The sequence below is a fragment of the Nocardioides segetis genome (assembly GCF_051390595.1).
Taxonomy (GTDB): Bacteria; Actinomycetota; Actinomycetes; order Propionibacteriales; family Nocardioidaceae; genus Nocardioides.
The window spans coordinates 195,845-221,137 of record NZ_JBNINR010000004.1 but is presented as its reverse complement, the minus strand read 5'-3'; the positions used below and the strand labels follow the sequence as shown (position 1 = coordinate 221,137).

Annotated in this window: 22 protein-coding genes; 14 read left to right on the top strand and 8 right to left on the bottom strand. The window is 73.7% G+C overall.

Features of this window, described 5'->3' with window-relative positions:
* Positions 1–159 precede the first annotated feature (159 nt).
* Positions 160–2,292 (top strand): NAD-dependent DNA ligase LigA, encoded by a 2,133-nt coding sequence (ligA, locus tag ACPZVR_RS09500; RefSeq protein ID WP_436699333.1) that lies wholly within the window; start codon positions 160–162, stop codon positions 2,290–2,292.
* A gap of 5 nt (positions 2,293–2,297) precedes the next feature.
* Positions 2,298–3,395, top strand: coding sequence for an alpha/beta hydrolase family protein (locus ACPZVR_RS09495; protein ID WP_436699332.1), 1,098 nt, complete (start codon positions 2,298–2,300; stop codon positions 3,393–3,395).
* A gap of 6 nt (positions 3,396–3,401) precedes the next feature.
* Here the strand turns inward: ACPZVR_RS09495 and ACPZVR_RS09490 are convergent, their stop codons facing one another.
* Positions 3,402–3,839 (bottom strand): hypothetical protein, encoded by a 438-nt coding sequence (locus ACPZVR_RS09490; protein ID WP_436699331.1) that lies wholly within the window; start codon positions 3,837–3,839, stop codon positions 3,402–3,404.
* A 43-nt stretch (positions 3,840–3,882) separates the two neighbouring features.
* Between ACPZVR_RS09490 and gatC the strand changes: the two genes are divergently transcribed.
* The 10 genes from gatC (at position 3,883) to ACPZVR_RS09440 (ending at position 14,158) form a co-directional block, all read left to right on the top strand.
* Positions 3,883–4,182, top strand: coding sequence for an Asp-tRNA(Asn)/Glu-tRNA(Gln) amidotransferase subunit GatC (gene gatC / locus ACPZVR_RS09485; protein WP_436699330.1), 300 nt, complete (start codon positions 3,883–3,885; stop codon positions 4,180–4,182).
* Positions 4,179–5,720 (top strand): Asp-tRNA(Asn)/Glu-tRNA(Gln) amidotransferase subunit GatA, encoded by a 1,542-nt coding sequence (gene gatA, locus ACPZVR_RS09480; protein WP_436699329.1) that lies wholly within the window; start codon positions 4,179–4,181, stop codon positions 5,718–5,720. The genes gatC and gatA overlap by 4 nt, the downstream gene beginning before the upstream one ends.
* Complete coding sequence (gatB, locus tag ACPZVR_RS09475) at positions 5,717–7,225, top strand: Asp-tRNA(Asn)/Glu-tRNA(Gln) amidotransferase subunit GatB (protein ID WP_436699328.1); 1,509 nt, start codon at positions 5,717–5,719, stop codon at positions 7,223–7,225. Before gatA ends, gatB begins: the two co-directional genes overlap by 4 nt.
* 61 nt (positions 7,226–7,286) lie before the next feature.
* Positions 7,287–7,556 carry a hypothetical protein gene (locus ACPZVR_RS09470; RefSeq protein ID WP_436699327.1) on the top strand — a complete coding sequence of 90 codons (270 nt, stop codon included), beginning with the start codon at positions 7,287–7,289 and terminating at the stop codon, positions 7,554–7,556.
* The gene (locus ACPZVR_RS09465; protein ID WP_436699326.1) at positions 7,553–7,963 is read left to right on the top strand and encodes a type II toxin-antitoxin system VapC family toxin; all 411 of its coding nucleotides are present in this window, start codon (positions 7,553–7,555) and stop codon (positions 7,961–7,963) included. Before ACPZVR_RS09470 ends, ACPZVR_RS09465 begins: the two co-directional genes overlap by 4 nt.
* Before the next feature lie 208 nt (positions 7,964–8,171).
* Positions 8,172–9,653, top strand: a complete 1,482-nt coding sequence (locus ACPZVR_RS09460; protein WP_436699325.1) for a hypothetical protein — start codon at positions 8,172–8,174, stop codon at positions 9,651–9,653.
* Positions 9,653–10,549, top strand: coding sequence for a hypothetical protein (locus tag ACPZVR_RS09455; protein ID WP_436699324.1), 897 nt, complete (start codon positions 9,653–9,655; stop codon positions 10,547–10,549). The genes ACPZVR_RS09460 and ACPZVR_RS09455 overlap by 1 nt, the downstream gene beginning before the upstream one ends.
* A 17-nt stretch (positions 10,550–10,566) precedes the next feature.
* Positions 10,567–11,664 (top strand): CbiQ family ECF transporter T component, encoded by a 1,098-nt coding sequence (locus ACPZVR_RS09450; RefSeq protein WP_436699323.1) that lies wholly within the window; start codon positions 10,567–10,569, stop codon positions 11,662–11,664.
* Positions 11,664–13,331, top strand: coding sequence for an ABC transporter ATP-binding protein (locus ACPZVR_RS09445; RefSeq protein WP_436699322.1), 1,668 nt, complete (start codon positions 11,664–11,666; stop codon positions 13,329–13,331). The genes ACPZVR_RS09450 and ACPZVR_RS09445 overlap by 1 nt, the downstream gene beginning before the upstream one ends.
* Positions 13,328–14,158: an ECF transporter S component gene (locus tag ACPZVR_RS09440; RefSeq protein WP_436699321.1), complete on the top strand. Its 831-nt coding sequence runs from the start codon at positions 13,328–13,330 to the stop codon at positions 14,156–14,158. The genes ACPZVR_RS09445 and ACPZVR_RS09440 overlap by 4 nt, the downstream gene beginning before the upstream one ends.
* Before the next feature lie 73 nt (positions 14,159–14,231).
* Here the strand turns inward: ACPZVR_RS09440 and ACPZVR_RS09435 are convergent, their stop codons facing one another.
* The 6 genes from ACPZVR_RS09435 to ACPZVR_RS09410 all read right to left on the bottom strand — a co-directional run bounded on the left by ACPZVR_RS09435 (position 14,232) and on the right by ACPZVR_RS09410 (position 20,439).
* The gene (locus tag ACPZVR_RS09435; protein WP_436699320.1) at positions 14,232–14,984 is read right to left on the bottom strand and encodes a hypothetical protein; all 753 of its coding nucleotides are present in this window, start codon (positions 14,982–14,984) and stop codon (positions 14,232–14,234) included.
* A gap of 108 nt (positions 14,985–15,092) precedes the next feature.
* Positions 15,093–16,271, bottom strand: a complete 1,179-nt coding sequence (locus ACPZVR_RS09430) for a PQQ-dependent sugar dehydrogenase (protein WP_436699319.1) — start codon at positions 16,269–16,271, stop codon at positions 15,093–15,095.
* Positions 16,268–17,203, bottom strand: a complete 936-nt coding sequence (locus ACPZVR_RS09425; protein WP_436699318.1) for an alpha/beta fold hydrolase — start codon at positions 17,201–17,203, stop codon at positions 16,268–16,270. The genes ACPZVR_RS09430 and ACPZVR_RS09425 overlap by 4 nt, the downstream gene beginning before the upstream one ends.
* Positions 17,204–17,244: 41 nt before the next feature.
* Entirely contained in the window at positions 17,245–17,487 is a 243-nt protein-coding gene (locus tag ACPZVR_RS09420; protein ID WP_436699317.1) for a hypothetical protein, read from the bottom strand.
* Between the two features lie 64 nt (positions 17,488–17,551).
* The gene (locus ACPZVR_RS09415) at positions 17,552–18,433 is read right to left on the bottom strand and encodes an EamA family transporter (RefSeq protein WP_436699316.1); all 882 of its coding nucleotides are present in this window, start codon (positions 18,431–18,433) and stop codon (positions 17,552–17,554) included.
* A gap of 95 nt (positions 18,434–18,528) precedes the next feature.
* Entirely contained in the window at positions 18,529–20,439 is a 1,911-nt protein-coding gene (locus tag ACPZVR_RS09410) for a hypothetical protein (RefSeq protein ID WP_436699315.1), read from the bottom strand.
* Positions 20,440–20,719: 280 nt separating this feature from the next.
* On the opposite strand from ACPZVR_RS09410, the gene ACPZVR_RS09405 reads away from it, so the two are divergent.
* The gene (locus ACPZVR_RS09405; protein ID WP_436699314.1) at positions 20,720–23,569 is read left to right on the top strand and encodes an ATP-binding protein; all 2,850 of its coding nucleotides are present in this window, start codon (positions 20,720–20,722) and stop codon (positions 23,567–23,569) included.
* Between the two features lie 187 nt (positions 23,570–23,756).
* On the opposite strand, the gene ACPZVR_RS09400 is transcribed toward ACPZVR_RS09405, so the two are convergent.
* Positions 23,757–24,062: a hypothetical protein gene (locus ACPZVR_RS09400; protein WP_436699313.1), complete on the bottom strand. Its 306-nt coding sequence runs from the start codon at positions 24,060–24,062 to the stop codon at positions 23,757–23,759.
* Between the two features lie 138 nt (positions 24,063–24,200).
* Here ACPZVR_RS09400 and ACPZVR_RS09395 point away from each other — a divergent pair, with 138 nt between their 5' ends.
* Positions 24,201–25,280, top strand: coding sequence for a WD40/YVTN/BNR-like repeat-containing protein (locus tag ACPZVR_RS09395; RefSeq protein ID WP_436699312.1), 1,080 nt, complete (start codon positions 24,201–24,203; stop codon positions 25,278–25,280).
* Positions 25,281–25,293 lie beyond the last annotated feature (13 nt).

Sequence of the window (25,293 nt, the reverse complement as noted above, 5' to 3'; positions counted from 1 at the left end):
TTCGTTCTGTCAACTCGGTCTCCTCCCTCCGCATTCCACGACCCTGCCGGAGACCACCGACAGTGCGTCCCGCGGTGGCCTCCCGGTGGCTCCCGACCGGGCGACCGAGGGTCGGCCGGCCGCCGCCGCGCCGTCGGTGGGACGCGGCAAGATGTCCCCATGACCCAGGCCGACCTCCCCGTCGTACCGCCCTCGGCCCGCGAGGAGCACGCCGCGCTCGTCGACGAGGTGGAGGAGGCCCGCTGGCGCTACTACGTGCTCGACCAGCCGACCCTGTCCGACGCCGACTTCGACGCCCGGATGCGCCGCCTCGAGGAGCTCGAGGAGCAGTACGCCGAGCTGCGCACACCCGACTCGCCCACGCAGAAGGTCGGCGGTGCCGTGTCGACCGAGTTCACCGCGGTCGACCACCTCCAGCGCATGGAGAGCCTCGACAACGCCTTCTCCTATGAGGAGCTGGCGTCCTGGTACGCCCGCCTCGGTCGCGACGGGATCACCGACCCGGCGCTGCTGTGCGAGCTCAAGGTCGACGGCCTCGCCATCAACCTGCTCTACGAGAAGGGCCGACTGGTCCGGGCGCTGACCCGCGGTGACGGCCGCACCGGTGAGGACGTCACTCCCAACGTGAAGACCATCGCCTCGGTGCCGCACCGGCTGAGCGGCACCGAGGAGTTCCCGGTGCCGGCGCTGGTCGAGGTGCGTGGCGAGGTGTTCCTCCCGGCCGAGGCGTTCGAGGCGCTCAACGTGTCGATGACCGAGGCCGGCAAGCCCGCCTTCGCCAACCCGCGCAACGCCGCCGCGGGCTCGCTGCGGCAGAAGGACCCCCGGGTCACCGCCACCCGTGCGCTCGGCATGGTCTGCCACGGGGTCGGCGCCCGGGAGGGCTTCGAGCCGCGGGCGCAGTCGCAGGCCTACGAGGCGCTGGCGGCCTGGGGGCTGCCGGTCTCCGAGCAGGTGCGCGTGCTGCCCACCCTCGCCGAGGTCCAGGGCTACATCGAGCACGCGGGCGAGAACCGGCACTCGATCGTGCCCTACGAGATCGACGGGGTGGTGGTCAAGGTCGACGACGTCGCCCTGCAGCGGCGGCTCGGCTCCACCAGCCGGGCGCCCCGCTGGGCGATCGCGTTCAAGTACCCGCCCGAGGAGGTCAACACCAGGCTGCTCGACATCGCGGTCAACGTCGGGCGCACCGGCCGCGTCACGCCGTACGGCGTGATGGAGCCGACCAAGGTCGCGGGCTCGACGGTGGAGAACGCCACCCTGCACAACTTCCACGAGGTCGAGCGCAAGGACGTGCGTCCGGGCGACACGGTGATCCTGCGCAAGGCCGGCGACGTGATCCCCGAGATCGTCGGCCCGGTCCTGCCGCTGCGTCCCGAGGGTCTCCAGCCCTGGGTGGCGCCGACGACCTGCCCGGCGTGCGGCACCGAGCTGGTCGAGCAGAAGGAGGGCGACAAGGACCGCCGCTGCCCCAACCACGAGTCATGCCCGGGGCAGGTGCGCGAGCGGGTGTTCTTCGTGGCGAGCCGCAACGCGTTCGACATCGAGGGCCTGGGCTACGAGGCCGCGGTCGCGCTGCTCGACGCCGGTGTGATCACCAACGAGGGCGACGTGTTCGACCTCGACGCCGACAAGCTGCGGGCGACCGAGCTGTTCACCCGCGCGCCGAAGAAGGGCGAGGACGGCCCGCAGCTCAGTGCCAACGGGGAGAAGCTGCTCGCCAACCTCGACGCGCGCAAGGACGTCGCGCTGTGGCGGGTCATCGTCGCGCTCTCGATCCGGCACACCGGCCCCAGCGCCTCGCGCGCCCTCGCCCAGGAGTTCGGCTCGATGGCCGCGATCCGGGCGGCCACCGAGGAGCAGCTCGCCGCCGCGGAGGGCGTCGGGCCGACGATCGCGCGCGCCGTCATCGAGTGGTTCGAGGTCGACTGGCACGTGGCGATCGTGGACAAGTGGACCGCCGCCGGCGTGTCCATGGAGGACGAGCGCGACGAGTCCGTCGCCCGCACCCTGGAGGGCCTCACCGTCGTCGTCACCGGCTCCCTGCAGGACTTCTCCCGCGACTCGGCCAAGGAGGCGATCCTGTCGCGCGGCGGCAAGGCGTCCGGGTCGGTGTCGAAGAAGACCGACTTCGTCGTGGTCGGCGAGAACGCCGGCTCCAAGGCCGACAAGGCCGAGGCGCTCGGGGTTCCCGTGCTCGACGAGGACGGGTTCAAGGCGCTGCTCGAGAACGGCCCGCCCGCCGCCGACGCTGCAGACGACGCTGCCGAGGACGCCGCCGAGGGGGAGTGAGACCGGTGGCCGAGCGCACCGACCGGGCCGAGGGCGAGCGACGGGTGTGGCCGTGCCGGATCGCGGCGGTCCTCGTCCTGGCGGTGGTGGCGGCCATGATGGCCGGGTGCTCCGGTGCCCGCGAGCCGGGCACCGGCCCGGCGACGGCGCCGACATCGCCGACGTCGCCGACGTCGCCGCCTGCCCCGAGCGGCGACGCCTCGCCCAGCGATGAGCCTGCTGCCGCCGTACCCCATCCGGTGTCGCTGCCCGCTCTCGCGCAGACGGCGTTCGACGGAGGCCGGCTGCGCCTGGGCGCGGAGGTGGCCCGGACCGCGCGGCACCGGCAGTACGCCGTGACCTACCGCAGCGCCGGCCTGACGGTGTCGGGGCGGCTCGCGGTGCCGGAGGGGCCCGGCCCGTTCCCGGCCGTCGTGCTCGCCCACGGGTACATCGATCCCCGGATCTACGTGAACGGCCAGGGGATGACCCGGGAGCGGTCGTGGTTCGGCGACCAGGGGTACGTCGCCCTGCACGTCGACTACCGCGGTCATGCCGGCTCGGACCGCGATCCGAGCGGCGGTCTCGACATGCGGCTGGGCTACACCGAGGACGTGGTCAACGCCGTCCTCGCCCTGCGCGGCTGGGACGGCCCCGTGGACGACGAGCGGATCGCGCTGGTGGGCCGGTCGATGGGTGGGGGCGTGGTCTACAACGCGCTCGCCGTCACGCCGGGCCTGGTCGACGCGGCCGTGGTGTTCGCGCCGGTGAGCTCCGACGCCGTGGACAACTTCGAGCGTTGGATCCGCCCCGACCCGGCCCGCGACGGGGTCGCCCGGCGGATCCTGCGGAGGTACGGCGAGCCGTCCGCCAACCCCGCCTTCTGGCAGGGCGTCAGCGCGCGCACCTACTTCGGCGAGGTCACCGAGCCGGTGCTCATCCACCACGGCACGTCCGACGACTCCTGCCCGATCCGGTGGAGCCGGACGACGGCGCGGCTGATGGAGCAGGCCGGCGTCGACGTCACCCTGCGCACCTACGCCGGCGAGGAGCACGCGTTCGGGCCGGAGTGGAACCTGTCGATGGAGCGGACCGGACGGTTCCTGCGGCGCCACCTGCCCTAGGGTTCCCTAGGCGTGGACCAGAGCGCGCAGCCAGCGGTCGGCGGCGTCCGCGTCCGCCAGCCGGAGGACCTCGAGGCCCGGAAGCCCCGACGCGGCCGTCGCGACCCAGCCCAGGTCGGGCGCGCGCAGGTCGGAGCGGATCCGGCGCAGGGTGCGGCGCACCCGGCCGGTGAAGCCGGCCGGATCCAGGTCGACCTGGAGGAGCAGGTCCGCCCGCCCGAGGAGCGTGGGGCGCGCCCACTCCTCGTCGGCCGTCGTCACCCAGCCGTCGAACGCCGCGAGGCGGGCCACCTCGGCGGGCCCGGAGAGCTCGGCGAGGGGGACCAGCGGCACGTCGAGCGCCGCCGCGAGGCGGGCCAGGAAGGCCGCCAGCTGCTCGCCCGGGGCACCGGCCACGACGACGCGCTGCGGGAGGCGGCGTGGGACGGGAGCGAGGGCGTGCACCCGCCGGATTCTAGGGACCGGCCGACGACCTAGAATCGCCGGCATGTCTCAACTCACCCGCGACGAGGTGGCCCACCTGGCCGACCTCGCCCGGATCGACCTCGACGACGCCGAGCTGGACCATCTCGCTCCCCAGCTCAACGTGATCCTCGAGGCGGTCGCGTCCATCAGCGGTGTGGCCGGCGACGACGTGCCGCCGACCTCGCACCCGATCCCGCTGACCAACGTCTTCCGCGACGACGTCGTCGTGCCCGGCCTGACCGCCGAGCAGGCGCTCGCCGGCGCTCCGGAGGCCGAGGAGCAGCGGTTCCGGGTCCCGCAGATCCTGGGGGACGAGCAGTGAGTGAGCTGATCCGGAGCACGGCGGCCGAGCTGGCCGAGGCGCTGGCCGCCGGCGAGACGACCTCGGTCGAGATCACCCGGGCCCACCTCGACCGCATCGCCGCCGTCGACGGCGACGCCGAGGCCGGCGTGCACGCCTTCCTCCACGTCGACGCCGAGGGCGCGCTGGCCCAGGCCGCCGAGTCCGACGCGCGGCGCGCCGCGGGGGAGACCCGGCACACGCTGGACGGCGTGCCGATCGCGGTCAAGGACGTCCTCGCGACGCAGGGGCTGCCCACGACCTGCGGCTCGCGGATCCTCGAGGGCTGGGTGCCGCCGTACGACGCCACGGTGGTGCGCCGGATCAAGGACGCCGGCCTGCCGATCCTCGGCAAGACCAACATGGACGAGTTCGCGATGGGCTCCTCCACCGAGCACTCGGCGTACGGCCCGACGCGCAACCCCTGGGACCAGACCCGGATCCCGGGCGGCTCCGGCGGCGGCTCGGCAGCGGCCGTGGCGGCCTTCGAGGCGCCGCTGGCTCTGGGCACCGACACCGGCGGCTCGATCCGCCAGCCCGGCGCGGTCACCGGCACGGTGGGCGTGAAGCCGACCTACGGCGGCGTCTCGCGCTACGGCCTGGTCGCGCTCGCCAACAGCCTCGACCAGGTCGGGCCGGTCACCCGCACCGTGCTGGACTCCGCGCTGCTGCACGAGCTGATCGGCGGTCACGACCCGCTCGACTCGACCTCGGTCGACACCCCGGTGGGTGGCTTCGTGGAGGCCGCTCGTCAGGGCGCGACGGGCGACCTCGCCGGCCTCAAGGTCGGCGTCATCAAGGAGCTCGCCGGAGACGGCTGGCAGCCGGGCGTGATGGAGCGCTTCGCCGAGACCGTCGCCCTGCTGAAGGACCTCGGCGCCGAGGTGAGCGAGGTGTCGTGCCCGACCTTCGTGCACGCGATGGCGACCTACTACCTCATCCTCCCGGCGGAGTGCTCCTCCAACCTCGCCAAGTTCGACGCCATGCGCTACGGCCTGCGCGTCGTCCCCGAGGCGGCCGGCAACGGTGCCCCGCCGAGCGCCGAGGCGGTCATGAAGGCGACCCGCGACGCCGGCTTCGGCGACGAGGTGAAGCGCCGCATCATGATCGGCACCTACGCCCTGTCGAGCGGCTACTACGACGCCTACTACGGCCAGGCGCAGAAGGTCCGCACGCTCATCTCGCGCGACTTCGCCGCGGCCTTCGAGGACGTCGACGTCCTCGTCTCGCCCACCGCGCCGACCACGGCGTTCCCGCTGGGGGAGAAGCTCGACGACCCGCTGGCCATGTACCTGCAGGACCTCGCCACGATCCCGGCCAACCTGGCCGGCGTCCCCGGCATCTCCGTCCCCGCCGGCCTCGCCGCCGAGGACGGCCTGCCGGTCGGCTTCCAGGTGCTGGCGCCGGCGCTCGCCGACGACCGGCTCTACCGGGTGGGTGCGGCTGTCGAGGCCGCGCTGACCGAGCGCTGGGGTGGTCCCATCCTGGCGAAGGCTCCGACGCTGGAGGGTCCCCGATGAGCGAGGTGCTCGTTCCGTTCGACGAGGTCGTCGCGAAGTACGACCCGGCCCTCGGCCTCGAGGTGCACGTCGAGCTCAACACACACACGAAGATGTTCTGCGGCTGCCCCACGGCCTTCGGTGCCGAGCCGAACACCCAGGTCTGCCCGACCTGTCTCGGCCTGCCGGGCGCGATGCCGGTCGTCAACGGCAAGGCGGTCGAGTCGGCGATCCGGATCGGCCTGGCGCTGAACTGCTCGATCGCCGAGTGGTGCCGGTTCGCGCGGAAGAACTACTTCTACCCGGACATGCCGAAGAACTTCCAGACGTCCCAGTACGACGAGCCGATCGCCTTCGACGGCTGGCTCGACGTCACCGTGCCGTCCGAGGACGGCGAGGTCGAGACCTTCCGGGTGGAGATCGAGCGCGCCCACATGGAGGAGGACACCGGCAAGTCGACCCACGTCGGTGGCGCGACCGGTCGCATCCACGGCGCCGACTACTCGCTCGTCGACTACAACCGCGCGGGCATCCCGCTGATCGAGATCGTCACCCGCCCGATCCTGGTGCCCGCCGAGAAGGCGCCGGCGGTGGCCCGTGCGTACGTCGCCCAGCTCCGCGACCTCATCGTCGCGCTCGGCGTCTCGGACGCCCGGATGGACCAGGGCTCGATCCGGGCCGACGTCAACCTCTCGCTCGCGCCCAAGGGCGAGGCGAAGCTCGGCACCCGCAGCGAGACGAAGAACGTCAACTCGCTGCGCTCGGTCGAGCGCGCGGTCCGCTTCGAGATGTCGCGGCACGCGGGCATCCTCGACGCCGGCGGAGCCGTCCTCCAGGAGACCCGGCACTTCCACGAGGACGACGGCTCGACCTCCTCGGGGCGGGAGAAGTCCGACGCCGAGGACTACCGCTACTTCCCCGAGCCCGACCTGGTGCCGGTGGCGCCGTCGCGGGAGTGGGTCGAGGAACTGCGCGCGACGCTGCCCGAGAACCCCACCCAGAAGCGGGCCCGGCTGCAGGAGGAGTGGTCCTTCACCGACCTGGAGATGCGCGACACCGTCGGCGCCGGCGCGCTCGACCTCGTCGAGCAGACCGTCGCGGCGGGTGCCACGCCCCAGGCGGCCCGGAAGTGGTGGCTCACCGAGCTCGCCCGTCGCGCCAACGACGCGGGCGTCGAGCTCGGCGAGCTCGCCGTGACACCGGCCCAGGTGGCCGCCGTCCAGGCGCTCGTCGACGCGAAGACGATCAACGACAAGCTGGCCCGCCAGGTCTTCGACGGCCTGCTCGCCGGCGAGGGCACACCCGAGGAGATCATCGCCGCCCGGGGGCTCGCCGTGGTCTCCGACGACGGCGCGCTGTCGGCGGCGGTCGACAAGGCGATCGCCGAGAACCCGGACATCGCCGACAAGATCCGCGACGGCAAGGTCGCCGCGGCGGGCGCGCTGATCGGGGCGGTCATGAAGGAGATGCGCGGCCAGGCCGACGCCGGCCGGGTCCGCGAGCTGGTGCTCGAGAAGCTCTCCTGACTCCCGCCGGAGGGCTCCCTCGCCAGGTGTGACACCGCGGCTGCGGTGTTACACTTGGCGCATGCCCACCAGCCGGCCGCGCCATGCGATCACGGAGACCGACGCGGTCACCGCTGCGCTCGATGCGGCCGCGCGGAAGTGGCCGGAGGACAGGGACCGGCCGGCCCGGCTGCTGACCCATCTGGTCGAGGTGGGTTTCCACGCCATCGAGGTCGAACTCGACGAAGCATCCCTGGCGCGCCGGCAGGCGCTCGATGACTTCGCCGGCTCCTTCACCGGGGTCTACTGGCCGGGATATCTCGAGGAGATCCGTGAGGGCTGGCGGGAATGATCGCTCTCGACGCGAACGTGCTGATCGCTGTCGGTGACGCGAACGATCCCCATCACAGCGTGGCCAAGGGACTCGTGGCCCGTCGCGGCGACCGACCGCTGGTCATCGGGACGTTGAATCTCGCCGAGGCTCTCGTCGGTCCGGCGAAACAGGCGCGGGCCGAGGAGTTCATGCGAGGCCTGTCGGCGATCGGCGTCACAGAAGTCGCCTTCCCGGCGGACGCCGCGACCCGTCTCGCCCACCTTCGCCTGACGACCCGTCTGACGATCCCCGACTGCTGTGTGCTCCTGACCGCACAGCAGTCGGGCGCCGCTGTCGCCACCTTCGACGGCCCGCTGCGCGCCGCCGCCCGCTCCCTCGGCCTGGCGGTGGTTCCCGATGACGACGACCCGGAGCCCCGGAGCTAGACTCCGCAGGACACATCGAGAACACGCCCGTGGCGGGGGAAGCCGGTCGAATCCCGGCGCTGACCCGCAACCGTGGACCGCTCCTCCGGGAGCGGTGAGCCGGAGCACCCGCCGTGGCGCGTCCTGACACAACGCTGTCGTGGAGAGCAGCGGGTCAGCGGCACAGGAGATCTGGGCCCGCCCGCCGTCTGCAGCGGGAAGGCCCCACATGTCCACTCGTTCCCTCGTCCACCGCGCGATCGCCGCCGTCGCCGGAGGTGCCGTCGTCGCCGGTGGCCTGATGGCCGTCGCGCCCGCGCCGGCCGCGCACGCCGCACCAGCCAACGCCGAGGCGCAGGCCGTGGCCGCCTGGCTCGAGTCCGAGCTCCAGAACGGCCTGATCGGCGGCGACGTCGGCACCACCATCGACTACGGACTCAGCCTGCTGGCGACCGGCACGGCCACTCCCGCTCGGTTGGCCGCCCTGCGCGACGGCGTGGACGACGGTGTCGCTGCCTGGGCCAACACCGACGGCCGGAAGGCGAAGGCCGCCTACTTCGTCACCGCCGCCGGCGGCGACGCCACGAACGCGGGCGGGCTCGACCTTGCTGAGGCGACGGCCTCCGCCGTTGACGACGCGACCGGCGAGATCGACGGCGGCAGCGTCTACAGCCAGGTCTGGGCAGTGCTCGCCCTCGACGCGCTGGGCAATGCCGAGGCGCCTACCGCGGCCAGCGCGCTCACCGCGACCCAGTGCGCCGGTGGCTACTGGTCCTTCGACTGTGCCTTCCCGGACGTCGACTACACGGCCTACAGCGTGATCGCGCTGCGCTCCGTCGACGCGACCCCAGCGATCGTGACCTCGGTCAGCAAGGCCGTCGACTTCCTCAAGACCAAGCAGGCCGCCGACGGAGGTCTCGGCGACAGCGGCGACAAGAGCGACCCCTACTACACGCCCGACAACGCCAACACCACGGGCGTGGCCGCGTGGGCCCTGGGCGTCGCGGGCGAGACGGCTGCGGCCGCCAAGTCTGCAGCCTGGATCGCAGGGCACCAGGTGGTCGCCCTTCCCGGGTGTGGAGGGCGCGGGATCGACACGGAGCACGGCGCGGTGTCCTACTCCACCTCCTCGATGAAGGAGGCCGTGGACGCCGGTGCGATCGCTCCCGGCCCGATCGCCGGTGAGTGGCAGCTCGCCAGTGCCCAGGCGCTGGCTGGCCTGGCCTATCTCGCGCCGGCGCAGCCGAGCCTGCCGACCTTCGTCGACGCAGGGACGACGGCCGCCGTCGCGCTCCAGGGCACCCGCGCGGGCCAGCAGGTCTGCGTGACCGGCCTGGGCACGGCCCAGCGGCTCACGGCGCCGGCCAGCGCGTCGTTCCCGATCCCGGCCGGCACTGCGGACCACGCCGTCACGCTGACCTACCTCGGCGGCACCACGACGTCGACCCTCAAGGCCCTCGACGCCACCAAGCTCAAGGTCAAGGTCCCGGCGATCGTCAAGGCCAAGAAGAAGGTCACGATCAAGGTCAAGGGGCTCGCGGCCGGCGAGCCGGTCACGGTCAAGGTCGGCAAGAAGAGCGCGACCGCCACGGCGAACGCCCAGGGCGTCGCCAAGGTCAAGGTCAAGGTGAAGAAGAAGGGCAAGGCCAAGGTCAAGGTGGTCGGCGCGTTCCCCGACCGCAAGGGCAAGGCCACGACCCGGGTCCGCTGATGACCCTCGGCAGCGCATCGCGAGCGGTGGCCGCGACGATCCTCGTCGCGGCCACCGCCGTGCTGCTTCCCCAGAGCGGCGCCAGTGCCGCGGCCTGCGGAGGCGCGAAGGGCATCACCGTCGTCGTCGACTCCAACCAGCTCGGCGCGGGGATCAGCGCCGGCTGTGACGCGGACGGCGGCGGCTATGCCGCGAGCAACTTCGCCGACGCCGGCTACCGGATCGAGTACAGCCAGGCGGCCGGGATGAGCGGCTTCGTGTGCAAGGTCAACGGCAATCCGTCCGACGGCGACTGCACCGAGACCGACGCCTACTGGAGCCTGTGGTGGTCCGACGGACGGTCGGGCAGCTGGACGTACGCCAGTCGAGGCGTTGGTGGCCTCACCGTCCCCGACGGCGGCTACGTCGCGTTCTCGTGGCACCAGGGCGCCGGCCGCGCGGCGCCGCCGGACGTCGCGCCCACGCCCCGTGTCGTCGAGACGAAGCCGACACCGGCCCCGACGTCGTCCGGAGCCGCCGGTGGGAGTGGGACGGGAGGCGGCGGCAAGAAGAAGCCGTCCACGACGTCGAAGCCCGCCGCCCCGAAGCCGGACGGTCCGACCTCCGCGGGCCCGTCCACGAGCCCGTCCGAGACCCCGCCCGCGTCCGACCCGACGGCGACGCCGACACCGACGCAGACGCCCACGTCCGCGGCGCCGACCGAGGTGCCGAGCACGAGCGCCAGCAGCGACGTACCGTCGATCGACGAGATCACCGACGGCCCCGAGGCGACCTCCGCCGAGGCCGACCGCGAGGGCGACGGCGGTGGGTTCCCGGCGTGGCTGGGCATCGGCCTGGTCGTCGTGGTGCTGGGCGCGGCGGGTGCCGTCCCCGTCCTCCGCAACCGTCGGAGCTGAGTGATGCGGGCCGGGCGATGAGGCTGGCGCGGGACCTGCATCCCGTGGCCTGGTGGGCGTGGGCGGTGGGGCTCGCGGTGGCTGCCTCCTGCACCACGAACCCCCTCCTCCTGCTCGTCCTGCTCGGTGTCATCACCCTGGTCGTGCTGACCTGCCGCTCCGACCAGCCGTGGGCGCGCTCCTTCCGTCTCTACGTCTGGCTCGGCGCGATCGTGGTCGTGGTCCGGATCCTGTTCCGGATCCTGCTCGGAGGAGACGTGCCCGGCCACGTCCTCCTCACGCTGCCGACGATCCCGCTGCCGGACTGGGCCGCGGGCATCTCGCTGCTCGGCCCGTTCACCCGCGAGGAGCTGCTCGCCGCGACGTACGAGGGCCTGCGCCTCGCGACGCTGCTCATCGCGGTCGGCGCCGCCAACGCCCTGGCCAACCCGAAGCGGTTGATGAAGTCGCTGCCGCCGGCGCTCTACGAGATCGGTACGGCGATGACCGTCGCGATCAGCGTCGTCCCCCAGCTGGCCGACAGCGCCCGTCGGGTGCGAGCCGCGCAACAGCTCCGCGGGGGACCGGAGGGCCGCTTCCGGCGGGTCCGCGGCGTGCGGCGGCTGCTGGTCCCGATCCTCGAGGACTCCTTCGACCGCTCGCTCGCGCTGGCCGCCGGGATGGACGCGCGTGGCTACGGCCGCGCCGGCGAGCTGACCGCGGCGCAGCGGCGTGGCACCGGCGCGCTGATCATCGCCGGGCTGCTCGGCGTCTGCGTCGGCGTCTACGCCTTCCTCGACAGCACCGCGCCGCGCGTGCTCGCGCTCCCGATGCTCGCCGTCGGGACGCTCGTCGCCCTGGGCGGCTTCGCCCTCGCCGGTCGCCGCGTACGCCGCACCCGCTACCGTCCCGACCGCTGGCGGCTGCCCGAGGTCCTCGTCGCGGCGTCCGGGGTCGCCGCCGGCGCGGGGACGTGGGCGGTGTGGCGCTGGGACCCGCAGGTCGCGCATCCCGGCGTCCTCGTCGTCCCCGAGGTCACCCTGACCGCGCTCGCGGCCGCCCTCGTCGCCGTGCTCCCGGTCTGGACGGCCCCGCTCCCGGTCACCGTCCAGCGTCGCGAGGAGGTGGCCGCCTGATGCTCGAGCTGCGCGGGATCACCCTGACCTACGACGCCGTGGACGCTCCCGACGCCGGCGACGCCGGCCGACCCGCCACCGTCCTCGACGGCATCGACCTGTCGGTGGCGGACGGTGAGCTCGTCGTCCTCGCCGGTCCGACCGGGGTCGGCAAGTCCACCCTGCTCGGGGTCGTGGCGGGACTGGTTCCGTCCTACACCGGCGGCACGTTGACCGGGGACGTGCTCCTCGACGGCCTCAGCATCATCGAGCGGCCGGCGCGCGAGCGCGCCCACGCCATCGGCTACGTCGGCCAGAACCCCGCGGCCTGGTTCGTCACCGATACCGTGGAGGAGGAGCTGGCGTTCGGCATGGAGCAGCTCGGCCTGCCGGCGGCGACGATGCGCCGGCGCGTCGAGGAGACGCTCGACCTGCTGGGCATCGCCGACCTGAGGTACCGCGACCTGCGCACCCTCTCGGGCGGCCAGCAGCAGCGGGTGGCGATCGGCGCCGTGCTGACCACCCACCCCCGGCTGCTGGTGCTCGACGAGCCCACCTCGGCGCTCGACCCGACGGCCGCGGAGGACGTGCTGGCGACGCTGACCCGCCTGGTCCACGACCTCGGCGTCTCGGTCCTGGTCGCCGAGCACCGGCTCGAGCGCGTCGTGCCCTTCGCCGACCGGCTCTGCCTGCTCGGCGGCGATCCCGCGCGGCGCGGCACGATCCGGGTCGGCGACCCGGCGGAGGTCCTCCGTGACGCCCCGATCGCGCCGCCGATCGTCGAGCTGGGCCGGCTGGCCGGCTGGCAGCCCCTGCCGCTCACGGTCCGCGACGCCCGGCGACGAGCGCCCGAGCTGCGCTCGCGCCTGGGGGAGCCGCCGCACCGGGGGCGTCCCGCGCCGGCCGATCCCGTGGTGGACGTGCGACGGCTGGTGCTGGCCCACGGCCGCACGCCGGTGCTGCGGGAGGTCGACCTCGCGTTGCGGCCCGGCTCGGTCACCGCTCTCATGGGCCGCAATGGCGCCGGCAAGTCGACGCTGCTGTGGGCGCTCCAGGGGCGGCACGCGGCCGGCTCCGGCACGGTGCGGGTGGCCGGTGCCGACCCGTCCGGCCTCCGGCCCGAGGAGAGGCGGTCGACGACCGGACTGGTGCCGCAGAGCCCCGCGGACCTGCTCTACCTCGAGACCGTCGCCGCCGAGTGCGACGCGGCCGACGGGTCCGCCGGCGCGCCGGTCGGGACCTGTCGCGACCTGCTCGACCGCCTGGCCCCCGGCATCGACCCGGGACAGCACCCGCGCGATCTCTCGGAGGGCCAGCGGCTCGCGCTGGCCGTGGCGATCGTGCTGACGGCGCGCCCACCCGTGCTCCTGCTCGACGAGCCGACCCGTGGCCTCGACTACCCGGCCAAGCGGGCGCTCGCCGGTCTCCTCCGCGAGCTCGCGCGCGATCCCGGTGCCCGGCGCGCGGTCCTCGTTGCGACCCACGACGTCGAGTTCGTCGCCCAGGCGGCCGACGATCTGGTGGTGCTCGCCGAGGGCGAGGTCGTCTCCGCGGGGCCGGTCGACCGCGGCGTCTCGGAGTCGCCCGCCTTCGCGCCGCAGGTCACCAAGGTCCTCGGCACCGGCTGGCTGTCCGTCGACGACGTCGCCGAGCGGCTGGCCGCCGGGGCCGCGGGCGTCCCGTCGTGAACGGGCCCGCCGAACGGCGCCGCCCGGCCGCGGTGCCGCTCCGGCTGCGCTCGGGCGCGGTGCTCGCCATCGCCTCGGTGATCGGGCTGCTCATGCTGGCCTGGCCGCTGCTGCTGGACGTCGGACCCGACACCGAGCGGGTCGATCCGCCCTTCCTGTTCCTCCTGCTGCTGCCCGTGATCCTCGGTGTCGTCCTGGCCGAGATGAGCGAGGGCGGCATGGACGCGCGGGTGCTCGCGGTGCTCGGCGTCCTCAGCGCGGTCAACGCCGTGCTGCGGCTGGCCAGCGCCGGCACGGCGGGCCTGGAGCTGGTGTTCTTCCTGCTGATCCTCGGCGGCCGGGTGTTCGGCGCGGGCTTCGGGTTCGTGCTCGGGTGCACCTCGCTGTTCGCCTCGGCGCTGATGACGGCCGGGGTCGGCCCGTGGCTGCCCTTCCAGATGCTCGTGGCCGCCTGGGTGGGGATGGGCGCCGGCCTGCTGCCGCGCCGGATCCGGGGGCGCGGCGAGATCGCCCTGCTCGCGGCGTACGGCGTGGTCTCGGCCTATCTCTACGGCCTGCTGATGAACCTCCAGGGCTGGCCGTTCATGGCGGGCCTGCAGATCCCCGGACAGGACTCCACCGAGCTCTCCTACGTCCCGGGAGCCCCGCTGCTCGACAACCTGCACCACTTCGTCGTCTACACGCTGCTGACCTCGACCGGCGGGTGGGACACGGGCCGGGCGATCACCAACGCCCTCGCCATCGTGCTGCTGGGCCCGGCCGTGCTCGTCACGCTGCGCCGCGCCGCCCGCCGTGCCCGGATCGCGCCGGAGACCGCGCCCCGCTGACGGACGCCGACGGCCCGGCCCCGCGAGGGGACCGGGCCGTCGGTGTGGATCCGGTGAAGCCGAGAGGCGTCGATCAGGGGACGACGGTCACCGTGATGAGGTTCGACGAGAAGTAGTCGTCGAAGCCGGAGTCCTTGGTGTAGTACGCCTGGTAGGTGTACGACTGGTTCGCAACTCCCTTGGGGATCGTGGTGGTGCCGGAGATGACCCGGCTGCAGACGGTCGTGCTGAAGTCGAAGGCTCCGTTGTTGACGCTCGCCATGGCGAGGTACGACGGGGACTGCGAGCCGCCGGCGATGTTGCCGTCCTTGTAGATGTCGACGTAGCCACCGGTGGCCGGAGCGCCCCGGTACTTGACGTTGCCGGACAGCTTCGTGCGGTTGCTGGAGTTGCTGATCGAGCAGGTCAGTGCGGTGGTGTTGAGCGTCAGGGCCGAGTCGTAGACCTCGAACTTGGTCTTGCCCTTCTGCTTCTTGAACTTGACCTTCACCTTGTAGTGACCGGTGCCGAGGGCCGGGACGGTGTACTTGGCCTTGCCCTTCTTGGCCTTGGCCTTGCCCTTGAGCGTGACGCCGTTGTCGCCGGTGACGGTGAACTTGACCTTGCCGGAGCCGCGCAGGTTCGACGCGGTGAGGACCAGCTTGCTGATGCCGGGCTGCACGCCTGCGGCGGACTTCTTGACCTTGATCTTGTTGCCGGCCTTGACCTTCGCGGCCACGACCGGGCCGTCGGTGCCGGGCGCCGCGGCGGCGGTGGACGTCAGGGCCGGCGTGGCGAGCGCGAGCGCGGTGATCGCGACGACGCCAGCGGAGACGAGCCTACGCATGATGGAGCTCCTTCGTCGGTAGAGACCGACCACGGGACAAGGAGCTCCCGGGTCGGCCAGGGGTGAGTCGGAGGGCTACCTTCCCCGACCGATCGGGGGTAAACCGCCCTACGGCTCGATGAGGAGGATCCGGTCGTCGTCGGCGGCCGGGTCGCCCCGGCCGTCCTCGTTGCTCGTGGTCAGCCAGAGCCGGCCGTCGGGCGCCCGGACGACGGTCCGCAGCCGCCCGTGATCCCCGGTGCCGCCCTTCCCGGAGAAGTACGCCGTGGGATCGCTCACCTGGCCGTCGGCGACCTTGATCCGCCACAGCCGCTCGCCGTTGAGCGCGGCCATCCACAGGTAGCCCCCGGCGTAGGCGAGACCGGAGGGCGAGGCCTCGTCGGTGGACCAGGTCAGCTCGGGCTGCGTGTACTTCGCCGGGCCGCCGGTGCCCTCCACGACCGGCCAGCCGTAGTCCTGGCCCGGCACGATCCGGTTGAGCTCGTCGGCCTCGCTGTCGCCGAACTCCGAGGCCCACAGCAGCCCCTTGTCGTCGAAGGCGAGGCCCTGGACGTTGCGATGGCCCCAGGACCACACCGCGTCCCCGAACGGGTTGCCGGGTGCCGGCTCGCCGTCGGCGGTGATCCGCAGGATCTTGCCGGCCATCGACGCCCGGTCGCGTGCGAGCTGGTCGTCGCCGATCTCGCCGGTGGACACGTAGAGGAAGCCGTCGGGACCGAAGGCCAGCCGGCCGCCGTCGTGGATCCGTCCGTCGGGGATGCCGGTCAGGATCGGCTCGGTCGGCCCGAGCCGCTCGCCGTCGAGCTTCGCGCGCACGACGCGGTTGTCGTCGTCGGTGGTGACGTAGAAGTAGAGGAGACCGTCGGTGGCGAAGGTGGGGGAGACGGCGACGCCGAGGAGGCCGGCCTCGCCACCGGGAGCGGTCTCCGGGATCCGGCCGACCACGACGACCTCGCCCTCCTCGTCGGTGGTCGAGCCGTGACCGGGGACCTGCGGAGCGGTCACGAGCAGCACCCGGCCGCTGTCACGCTCGGTGACCACGCCGCGGCCGTCGGGGAGGAAGTCGAGGCCCCAGGGCGTCGCGAGACCGGTCGCGATCGTCGCGACGACGTCCGGGACGCCGTCGATGGTGAAGATCACCTCGCCGTCGACGACGGAACCGGTCGGTGCCGCGGTCGCCGTGCCGCGTACGTCGACGGTGCTCACGTTGCCGCCCTGGCCGCAGCCCGCGGCGACGAGCGCCAGCGTCGCGACGCCGGCCGCGACGCGGGCAGAGGCGGGCCTCACGAGAGACCGCCCAGGAACTCGAGCAGCAGGCCGTGCACCCGCTCGGGCTGCTCCAGCTGCACGAAGTGCGAGCCCCGCAGCTCGACGTACCTGCTGTCCTTGCCGCTGGCGGCCAGGCGTCGCGAGGCGCTGGCCATGTCGCGAGCGCCTGCCAAGACGTCCCAGGTCGCCGCCACGAACATGGTCGGCACCTCGATCCGGCTCAGCCGCACGCGGGGATGCCGTGAGGTGCTGATCGCGAGGTGGGCGTACCAGTCGACCGGCGTGGTGAGGAACTCCCGCAGGCCGACCGCGGCGGCCTCGGGGTCGGGAACCCGGAACATGAAGCCGGTGCGTCCCAGCAGCGCGAGGGTGGTGGCGTTCACGGGGAGCCGGCGGACGAGGGGGTTGACCGCCCAGCCCGCGTACTTGGCGACGCGGCACGCGTTGACCGTGACCGCGCGCGCCAGCAGCCGTGGCAGGTGCAGGGGGCCGAGCATGGTCGCGAAGGTGTCACCGGGCACACCGCACATCGCGAAGATGCCCCGCACCCGCTCCGGATGACGGTAGGTCAGCTCGAACGCGGTGTTCACCCCCATCGACCAGCCCATGAGGACCGCGCTGTCGACCCCGAAGTGGTCCATGACGGAGAGGCCGTCCTGGACGAAGTGCTCGATCTCCACGTGCTTCGGGTCCGCCGGCCGCTCCGACCCGCCGACGCCGCGGTGGTTCCACGACACGACGCGCACGCCACAGTCGGGGTCGAGCAGCCACGGCCACAGGTGGGGATTGGTGCCGAGCCCGTTGCAGAGCACGACCGTGGGACCGTCGATCGCCCCGTCGGGGTCGTTGGTCCAGGCGCGGACGTGGGTCCCGTCGTCGGACAGGATGTCGCGGAAGGCGATCGACGCGGACCGAACGCGCTGCTCGGGCCGGGGAGCGGAGGTCGACATGGGGCCGATTCTGCCGGACCCCGGAGCGGTGGCCCCGCGGGTCAGGCGTGCAGCGAGACGGAACCGAGCGGCGCGGGGGTACGGCGGGCCCGGGCCCGGTCGGCGAGGAAGGCCGCGACCTCCTCACGCTCGGCGCGCCGCCGGGTGCACGCGGTGAGCGCGACCATGGCGTTGCGGCGGGCCCGTTGCTGGAGGGCGACGGACCACGCGTGGGCGAGGCGGGCGACGGGTCGGGCGACGGGGCGGGCGACGGATCGGGTCAGGGGGTGGGGAGGCAGGGACATCGGGCCTCGGCTCCGGATGGGGGACGGGAGGTCTCGACGCTACGCCCCGAAGTCGAGGCGTAGGTCACGTCGGGGTGACATCCGGGTGAACCGCGGTCCGGGTGGCGCGGGTCGCGCCGACGCTGGCGACGACGACGCACCCGATCGCGGCCCACTGCACCGGCGCGAGCGCCTCCCCGACGACGGTGAGCCCCGCGAGCGCGGCGGCCGCCGGCTCCAGGCTCATCAGCACCCCGAAGGTCGCCGCGGGCAGGGTGCGCAGGGCGGCGAGCTCCGCGCTGTACGGCACGACGGAGCTGAGCAGCCCGACGGCCGCGCCGAGCAGGAGGACCCGCTGGTCGGCCAGGTCGGACGTGTCGACCGTGAGCAGCAGCGGCGTCAGCAGGACGACGGCGACGAGGCTGGCGACGCCGAGTCCGTCGATGCCCTCCCACCGCCGGCCGGTCGCGGCGCTGGACAGGATGTAGCCGGCCCAGGCCGCCCCGGCGAGGACGGCGTACGCGACGCCGACGGGGTCGAGGTGACCGCGCTCGAAGCCGAGCAGGAGCACGCCGAGCGCCGCCAGCGCGACCCAGCCGAGGTCGCGAGGTCGGCGGAACCCGAAGGCCGCGAGCAGCAGCGGCCCGATGAACTCGATGGTCACCGCGACGCCGATCGGGATCCGCGAGAAGGACTGGTAGATGCCCCAGTTCATCGCGCCGAGACAGGCGCCGTACCGTGCCGCGACCAGCCAGTCCTCCCGGCTGCGTCCCCGCAGCCGGGGGCGGGCCCAGAGGAGCAGCACGGCCGCGCTGGTCGCCAGCCGCAGCCACACCACGCCGTTGGGCGCGAGGTCGTCGAAGAGCAGCTTGGCGAACCCGGCGCCGAGCTGGACCGATGCGATCCCGAGCACCACCAGGCCGACCGCCACGCCCAGCGACGGGCCGTGGCGGGGGGTCGGGTGCACGGGCACACGCTAACCCTGGACCGCCGGTCCCCGAACGCCACGAACCGCCGATCTCCCCACGGATCGGCGGTTCGGGCCCTCCCCGGGCGGGTGGGCTACTTGGCGGCGACGAGGCCGTCGATGGTGACCTTGCGGCCGTCCTTGCTGATCACCTTGATCTTGAGCGTGCCGCCCTGGACGCCGGCGAAGTCGGCGAGGGGGACGGTGGACCGGCCGGTGCCCTTGAGGCTGACCTTCTTCAGCAGGGTGCCGTTCCAGGTGACCTTGATCTTGCCGCCCTTCTTGGCCTTGGTGACCATCAGCGCGAGGTGGCGGGCCTGGACGCCGCCGACGACGAGCTTGCGGCCCTTCTTCTTGGCGGTGGTGGCGGTGTCGTTGAACGCGCCGGCCTGGGCGGTGCGCTTCCACTTCTTGCCGGTCAGGGCGGTGTCGTCGAGCGGGACGGTCGTGCAGCGCTCGCCGGAGCGGAGGCCGAGGTTGTTGGCCTTGTCGATGCCCTGGACCTCGAAGCAGTAGGTGCCGCCGAAGTCGCCGGCGAAGTGCTGCGTGGAGGTCGTCACGTTGTTCGCGATCACCTGCTGGGCGCCGAAGCCGCCGTTCCACGCGGCCGAGCGGACCATGACGTCGGTGCTCTTCACGCCGGACAGAGCGTCGGTGACCTGCCACGCGACGTCGAAGCCGGGTGCCGCGGCCTGGGCGCCGGGTGCGGTCACCTGACCGGTCGGGCCGGCGATGTCGAGGAAGTCCGCCTCGACGTACGACGAGAAGCCGTTCTCGACGATGCCGGCGGCGACCGCATTGCCCTCGCGGTCCATGTCGGCGGCGAAGGCGCCGTTGGTGGCCCCGGCGTCGTACCCGTTGAAGGGCAGGACCGGGTTGGTCCGGTGCCGCAGGGTGAGGTCGTCCTCGTCGTTGTGGACGACGACCTGGGCGCCGCGGTCGGAGACCAGGCTCACGTGCTCCTGGGTGGTGTAGGTGCCGGACTCGACCAGGGAGTCCGCGCCGAAGCCCTGGTTGGGCTTGGCCACGGCGGCGCGGATGACGTAGGTCTCGCCGTTCTCGAAGGCGGTCCAGGTCGCCTGCATGGTGCCGTTGGGGCTGACGTCCAGGTGGCGGTAGGAGGTGCCGACGCCGGTCGGCGAGACGAGCTCGATGGCGCCGAGGCCGCCGGAGGCGTCGACCCGGGTCACGAGCGCGCGGACCTTGGCGGCCTCGATCCCGCCCATCATCACGGCGCCCCGGCCGTCGTCGGCCACCGCGACGTCGGTGTCGGTGGTCGTGTTGCCGAGCCAGGAGATCGCCTGGGGGCCCAGCCAGCCGACCGAGGCGTTGCGGCGGGTGACCATGATCTTGTCCTTGCCGCCGGCATCGGTGTAGTAGGCGAGCAGGACGTCCCCGGCCGGGTTGGTGGCGATGGACGGCTCGTAGGCGTGGGTGCCGAAGTCGTCGTAGACCGGCGGAGCGCTCTTGGTCCACAGCGCGGCCTGCACGCGGTCGACTCCCTGGTCCTCGGCCGCGTAGGCGACGTGGACCCGACCGGCGCCGTCCATGGCGAGGTCCGTGCCGTTGATGGTGTCGAAGTCTCCGCTCAGCGGCGCCGACCCGTCCCAGGTGCCGTTGGCCAGCAGCCGCGAGCCGCGCACCCGGTCCTCGCCGAGGAGCGTCTGCGTCCACACGACGACCGCGTCGCCCTGGTCGTTGGCGGCGACGTGGACGTCGTGGGCGTTGACGACGGGAGCGGCCGTGACCGACTTCGCCGCGCCCCAGACGCCGTCGGTGGCGACGGCGGCGTACACCTTGGTGCCGCCGGGGACCTCGCGGGCCCAGGCGGCGACGGCGTCACCGGAGCCGAAGGCGGCGACGTCGACGGAGTTGGGTACGTCGCCGGAGCCGCTGATGTTGCCGCCGTCGATGCCGCCCACGGCCTGGGCCGGGGTGGCGACGCCGAGGGCGAGGGTGCCGACGGCGAGGGCCGCCGTCGTCAGTCCGAGAAGCTGGGTGCGCATGGTGATGCCTTTCGTGGAGGGTGGGCCGCGGGCCCGGTTGGCGTTGTTCGACGGGGGTAGGAGCGGCGGGCCGGGAGGACCTTGCAGGAACTTCCCGGGTTTCTCTCCGGGATCTCTCGCCCGCCCTGTCGAGCTGGTGACATCAGCCTCGTCGGCGGGCGGGGGTGCTCACATCCGCACGCACCACCGAACCAAGGGCCCGCGCCACGGAGCGGACTACGGAGTCAACGACGGGGCGACTACCGAGCCGATGCCGGACGGGGCGCTCTACGATGCCGACGTGCGTTCGCCGGTGCTCGTGTCTCGGACCGTCGAGCGGGCGCGCCTCGGCGCGGCCGTGGACGGTCTCGCGGACGGCCGGGGCGGGCTCTGGGTGGTGCGCGGCGACCCCGGCATCGGGAAGTCCCGGCTGGCGGCCGCGGTGGCGACCGCCGCGGGCGAGCTGGGCCGCGAGGTGCTGTCGGGCCGCGCCGTCCCGTCCGGTACCCCGACCCCGCTGCGCCCGCTCAGTGAGGCGCTGCTCTCCTGGTTGCGCACCCACGAGGTCCCGGACGACCGGCTGCTGGCGCCGTACCTCCCCACGCTCGCCCGGCTCGCCCCCCAGCTCGGCCCGGTCGCGTCCGACGGCACGTCCTCGGTCATGCTGCTCGGGGAGGGCATCCTGCGCCTGGCGCAGGCCGTTCCCGCGCAGGGGATGGTGCTCGTCATCGAGGACCTGCACTGGGCGGATCCGGAGACCCTGGCGCTGGTGGAGTACCTCGGCGACCACACCCGCGAGGTCCCGCTCCTCGTCGTGGCCACCAGCCGGCTCCACGAGTCGCCGGCGGCCGGCGAGCTGGTCACCGAGCTGGCGCGTCGGGGCTCCGTGGAGGTCGTCGACCTGCTCCCGATGGGCGACGACGAGGTCGCCGCCGTGGCCCGGGCCTGTCTGGGAGCGGAGCCACCGCCCGACGTCGTCGGCTGGCTGCAGCGCTACAGCGCGGGCTACCCGCTGCTGGTGGAGGAGATGCTCGCCGACCTCGGCGACGCGGGCGTGCTGGCGGAGCGGGACGGGACGTGGGTGCTGGCCGGTTCGCTGCCGGTCATGGTGCCGCGTCCGTTCGCCCGCTCCGTCGAGGGCCGGCTCGCCGAGGTCGGTCCCGCGGCCCGCGAGGTCGCGACCGCCGCCGCCATGCTGGGCGTCGACTTCGACTGGCGCCTGGTCGCGACCGCGCTCGGGCTCGCCGACGGCACGGTCGCCGCGGCCCTGCGGGAGCTACGGGACCAGCGCCTGGTCGTCGCGGCGCCTCCCGACCGCTTCGCGTTCCGTCATGCGCTGACCCGTGAAGCCGTGCTGTCGGGGCTCCTCGCGCCGGAGCGGTCGCGGCTGGCGGGACTGCTCGCCGCCGCGCTCGCCGAGCGTACGCCGGACCAGGCGCTCGCCGCCGAGGACCACCACCAGCTCGCCGAGCTGTTCGAGGCCGCCGGCGACGACACCCGCGCCGTCGAGCTGTGGCTGGACACGGCCCGCGACGCCATCGGCCGGGGCGCGCTGGTCAGTGCCGGCGACGCGATCGGCCGGGCGCTGCGCCGGAGTCCGCCGGGCAGCGATCTCGAGACCAGGGCGCGGGAGGCCGAGGTCGAGGTGCACGCCCTCGCCGGCGACGTACCGCGGGCGCTGGCGGCGGGGGAGCGGTTGGCGGCCGAGCTGGCGGCCGAGCCCGGCCGGCTGGCCGCCGTGCGCCTGCGCCTGGCGCGGGCCCTGCTGGCCGGCGGTCAGTGGGACGACGCGGAGGCGATGCTCGCGGGCGCGGCCGGCCACGACCCGGCCCAGGAGGACGTGCTCGCCGCCCGGCTCGCCTTGGGCCGGGAGGACGACGCGGCAGCGGCGGAGCGGGCCTCCGCCGCGCTCGCCGCCGTCGGGGAGGACCGGCCCGAGATCGCGTGCGAGGCCTGGGAGGTGCTGGGGCGCGCGGCGCGGGCCCGGGACTTCGTGGCCGCGGAGGACGCGTTCGAGTCCGGCTACCGGCTCGCGGACGCCCAGGACCTGCCGCTGTGGCGCTGTCGGCTGCTGGCCGCGCTCGGCTCGCTCGACCTGGCCGCGCGACGGCCGACCGAGGACCGCCTGGTCGCGGCCCGGCGCGCCGCACTCGACGCCGGTGCGATCGCGACCGCCGCGCGGATCGAGATCGAGCTCAACCTCGTCCGGGTCCGCTACCTGGAGCTCGACGAGGCCCTGGCCGCCATCGACAACGCGATCACGATGATGGACCGGCTGCGGCTGCCGGACCTCGCGACGGCGTACCTCCTGCGGGCCGCGACGCACGGGCTGGCCGGTCGCGCCGACGCGATGGAGGCCGATGTGGCGGTCGCCGCGGGACTGCCGATGGACGAGGCGCTGCGGGCGGTCGGCGTCCCGGGACACATCCGGTCCTTCGTCGCCCTCGCCCACGGCCGGTACGAGGAGGCGCGGTCCCAGCTCGCCACGGCGATGGAGTACCACCGTCGCTCGCCGAGCCTGCCGTTCTCCCTGCGTGGCTTCTGGGCGCTGCTGGAGACCGCGCTCACCAGGGACGGCTCCGCCGCCCGTGAAGAGGTGCGCACCGGTCCGCAGGCGAACAGCCCCCACAACGCCTTCGCGCTGCGGTACGCCGACGCGATCGCCCTCGGTCGCGCGGGCGATCCGGCCGAGGCGGAGCGCGTGTTCGCCGACGCCGAGTGGGGACTGCCGGGCCGCGAGCCCTGGCCCGAGCTCCACGCGCGCCTGCTGGTCGCGGTCGCGGCCGCCCGCGACGGCTGGGGGACCCCGGAGCCGTGGTTCCGGCACTGCCTCGACGGCCTGGTCGGCTACGGCCTCACGGAGGCGGCGTCCGGCTGCCGGGTGGCGATGCGCGAGGCGGGCTTCGCCGTGCCGCGCAAGGCCGCCGGCGCGCAGCGGGTGCCGGCGCACCTCCAGCGGCTCGGGGTGACCGCTCGGGAGTACGACGTCCTCGAGCTGGTCGCCGAGGGCCTGCAGAACAAGCAGGTCGCGGACCGGCTCTACCTGTCGGTGCGCACCGTCGAGACCCACGTCGCCCGACTGCTGCAGCGCACGGGATGCGCCGAGCGGGGCGAGCTGGCCCGGTACGCCGCCGAGCCCGACCCCGGCTGAGCGGCCGGTCGTCGCGGGACGAAGCCGGCCCGAAGCCGCAGGGAGCGAGGGACGAGCGACCGGAGGCGTAGGGAGGCGCCGTTTCGCGAGCCGGCAGTGTTGCCGCCACGCGATCCTGACCATCCACCGGACTCGACCGCGTGCGCGGCAGCGCGGCGGAGCGAAGCGACGACGAGCTCGCGCCAGATCACAGCGTGATGCTCGGGCGGGCGGCGAGGCCGAGGTCCTCGACGGTCTCGAGCCGCTCGCACCACCACGAGCGGGCGGTGTCGTGCAGACCGGGGCGTAGCGCCGCCTCGAGCGCCGGGACCGCGTCGGCCCCGGCCAGCTCCACGAGCACGGTGCAGCGGTCGTGGTCGGTGGCCAGCAGCCAGCGGCTGGTGACGAACCCGGGCAGCCGGCGCAGCCAGGGCGCCACCTCGCCCCGCAGCCGGGCGAGCACCTCGTCGCTGCGGTCGGGGACGAGGACCAGGGTGGCCACCAGCATCGTCATGGCCCCAGCGTCGCCCGCCTCCGGGCCCGACTACATCCGTGGCGGCTACGGACTCAAGAATCCGACCCGCTCGGGCGATGACTTCTGTCGGTGGCCGGGGTCACAGTAGGGAGACGAGCACGACGAGCGGAGGCTGGGATGACGACGATCCTCATGGTCGGGACGCGCAAGGGGCTCTGGGTGGGCCGTTCGGAGGACCGGGGGGAGTGGCGGTTCACCGGCCCCCATCACGACATGGAGGAGGTCTACTCCTGCCTGGTCGACACCCGCGGGGCCACGCCCCGGCTGTTCGCCGGCGCCTCGTCGAGCTGGCTCGGCCCCCAGCTGCGCTGGTCCGACGACCTCGGCGAGACCTGGCAGGAGACGCCCAACGGGGCGGTGCGCTTCCCCGAGGGAGCGGGCGCGACCGTCGAGCGCATCTGGCAGGTCGTGCCGGGCGCCGGCGAGGGCGTGCTGCACGCCGGCACCGAGCCGGGCGCGGTCTTCACCTCCCGCGACGGCGGTGCCACGTTCGCGCTCGAGGAGGCGCTGTGGAACCACCCGCACCGCACCGAGTGGGGCGCGGGCTTCGGCGGCCAGGCGTTCCACACCCTCCTCCCGCACCCCACCGACCCGGCGTCCCTGACCGTGGCGATCTCGACCGGCGGTGTCTACCGCACCACCGACGGCGGAGCCTCCTGGGCACCGCGCAACCAGGGCATCCGCGCCGACTTCCTTCCCGAGGAGCAGCGCTACCCGGAGTTCGGCCAGTGCGTCCACAAGGTCACCCGCCACCCCTCCCGCCCCGAGCGGCTCTACGCGCAGAACCACGGCGGCGTCTACCGCTCCGACGACGAGGGCGGCTCCTGGACCTCCATCGGCGACGCCCTGCCCAGCGACTTCGGGTTCCCGATCGTCGTCCACCCGCACCGGCCCGACACCATCTGGGTGTTCCCCCTCGGCGGTGGCGACCGCCGCTACCCGCCGGAGGCGCGGGCCCGGGTCTGGCGATCCGACGACGCGGGCGAGTCGTGGACGGCGTACGACGCCGGCCTGCCCGACGCGTTCTACGTCGGCGTCATGCGCGATGCCATGTGCGTCGACTCCCACGACCCGGCCGGGCTCTACTTCGGTGCCCGCAACGGCTCGGTCTGGGCATCGGCCGACGACGGCGAGAGCTGGCGCCAGATCGCGGCGGACCTGCCCGACGTCATGTCGGTCAAGGTCGGCGTCGCCTGAGCCGACCCGCGGA

Coding starts and splice junctions, on each gene's coding strand:
- ligA (WP_436699333.1), top strand. CDS start 160: ATGACCCAGGCCGACCTCCCCGTCGTACCGCCCTCGGCCCGCGAGGAG.
- gatC (WP_436699330.1), top strand. CDS start 3,883: ATGTCTCAACTCACCCGCGACGAGGTGGCCCACCTGGCCGACCTCGCC.
- gatB (WP_436699328.1), top strand. CDS start 5,717: ATGAGCGAGGTGCTCGTTCCGTTCGACGAGGTCGTCGCGAAGTACGAC.
- ACPZVR_RS09470 (WP_436699327.1), top strand. CDS start 7,287: ATGCCCACCAGCCGGCCGCGCCATGCGATCACGGAGACCGACGCGGTC.
- ACPZVR_RS09465 (WP_436699326.1), top strand. CDS start 7,553: ATGATCGCTCTCGACGCGAACGTGCTGATCGCTGTCGGTGACGCGAAC.
- ACPZVR_RS09460 (WP_436699325.1), top strand. CDS start 8,172: ATGTCCACTCGTTCCCTCGTCCACCGCGCGATCGCCGCCGTCGCCGGA.
- ACPZVR_RS09455 (WP_436699324.1), top strand. CDS start 9,653: ATGACCCTCGGCAGCGCATCGCGAGCGGTGGCCGCGACGATCCTCGTC.
- ACPZVR_RS09450 (WP_436699323.1), top strand. CDS start 10,567: ATGAGGCTGGCGCGGGACCTGCATCCCGTGGCCTGGTGGGCGTGGGCG.
- ACPZVR_RS09445 (WP_436699322.1), top strand. CDS start 11,664: ATGCTCGAGCTGCGCGGGATCACCCTGACCTACGACGCCGTGGACGCT.
- ACPZVR_RS09435 (WP_436699320.1), bottom strand. CDS start 14,984: ATGCGTAGGCTCGTCTCCGCTGGCGTCGTCGCGATCACCGCGCTCGCG.
- ACPZVR_RS09425 (WP_436699318.1), bottom strand. CDS start 17,203: ATGTCGACCTCCGCTCCCCGGCCCGAGCAGCGCGTTCGGTCCGCGTCG.
- ACPZVR_RS09420 (WP_436699317.1), bottom strand. CDS start 17,487: ATGTCCCTGCCTCCCCACCCCCTGACCCGATCCGTCGCCCGCCCCGTC.
- ACPZVR_RS09410 (WP_436699315.1), bottom strand. CDS start 20,439: ATGCGCACCCAGCTTCTCGGACTGACGACGGCGGCCCTCGCCGTCGGC.
- ACPZVR_RS09400 (WP_436699313.1), bottom strand. CDS start 24,062: ATGACGATGCTGGTGGCCACCCTGGTCCTCGTCCCCGACCGCAGCGAC.
- ACPZVR_RS09395 (WP_436699312.1), top strand. CDS start 24,201: ATGACGACGATCCTCATGGTCGGGACGCGCAAGGGGCTCTGGGTGGGC.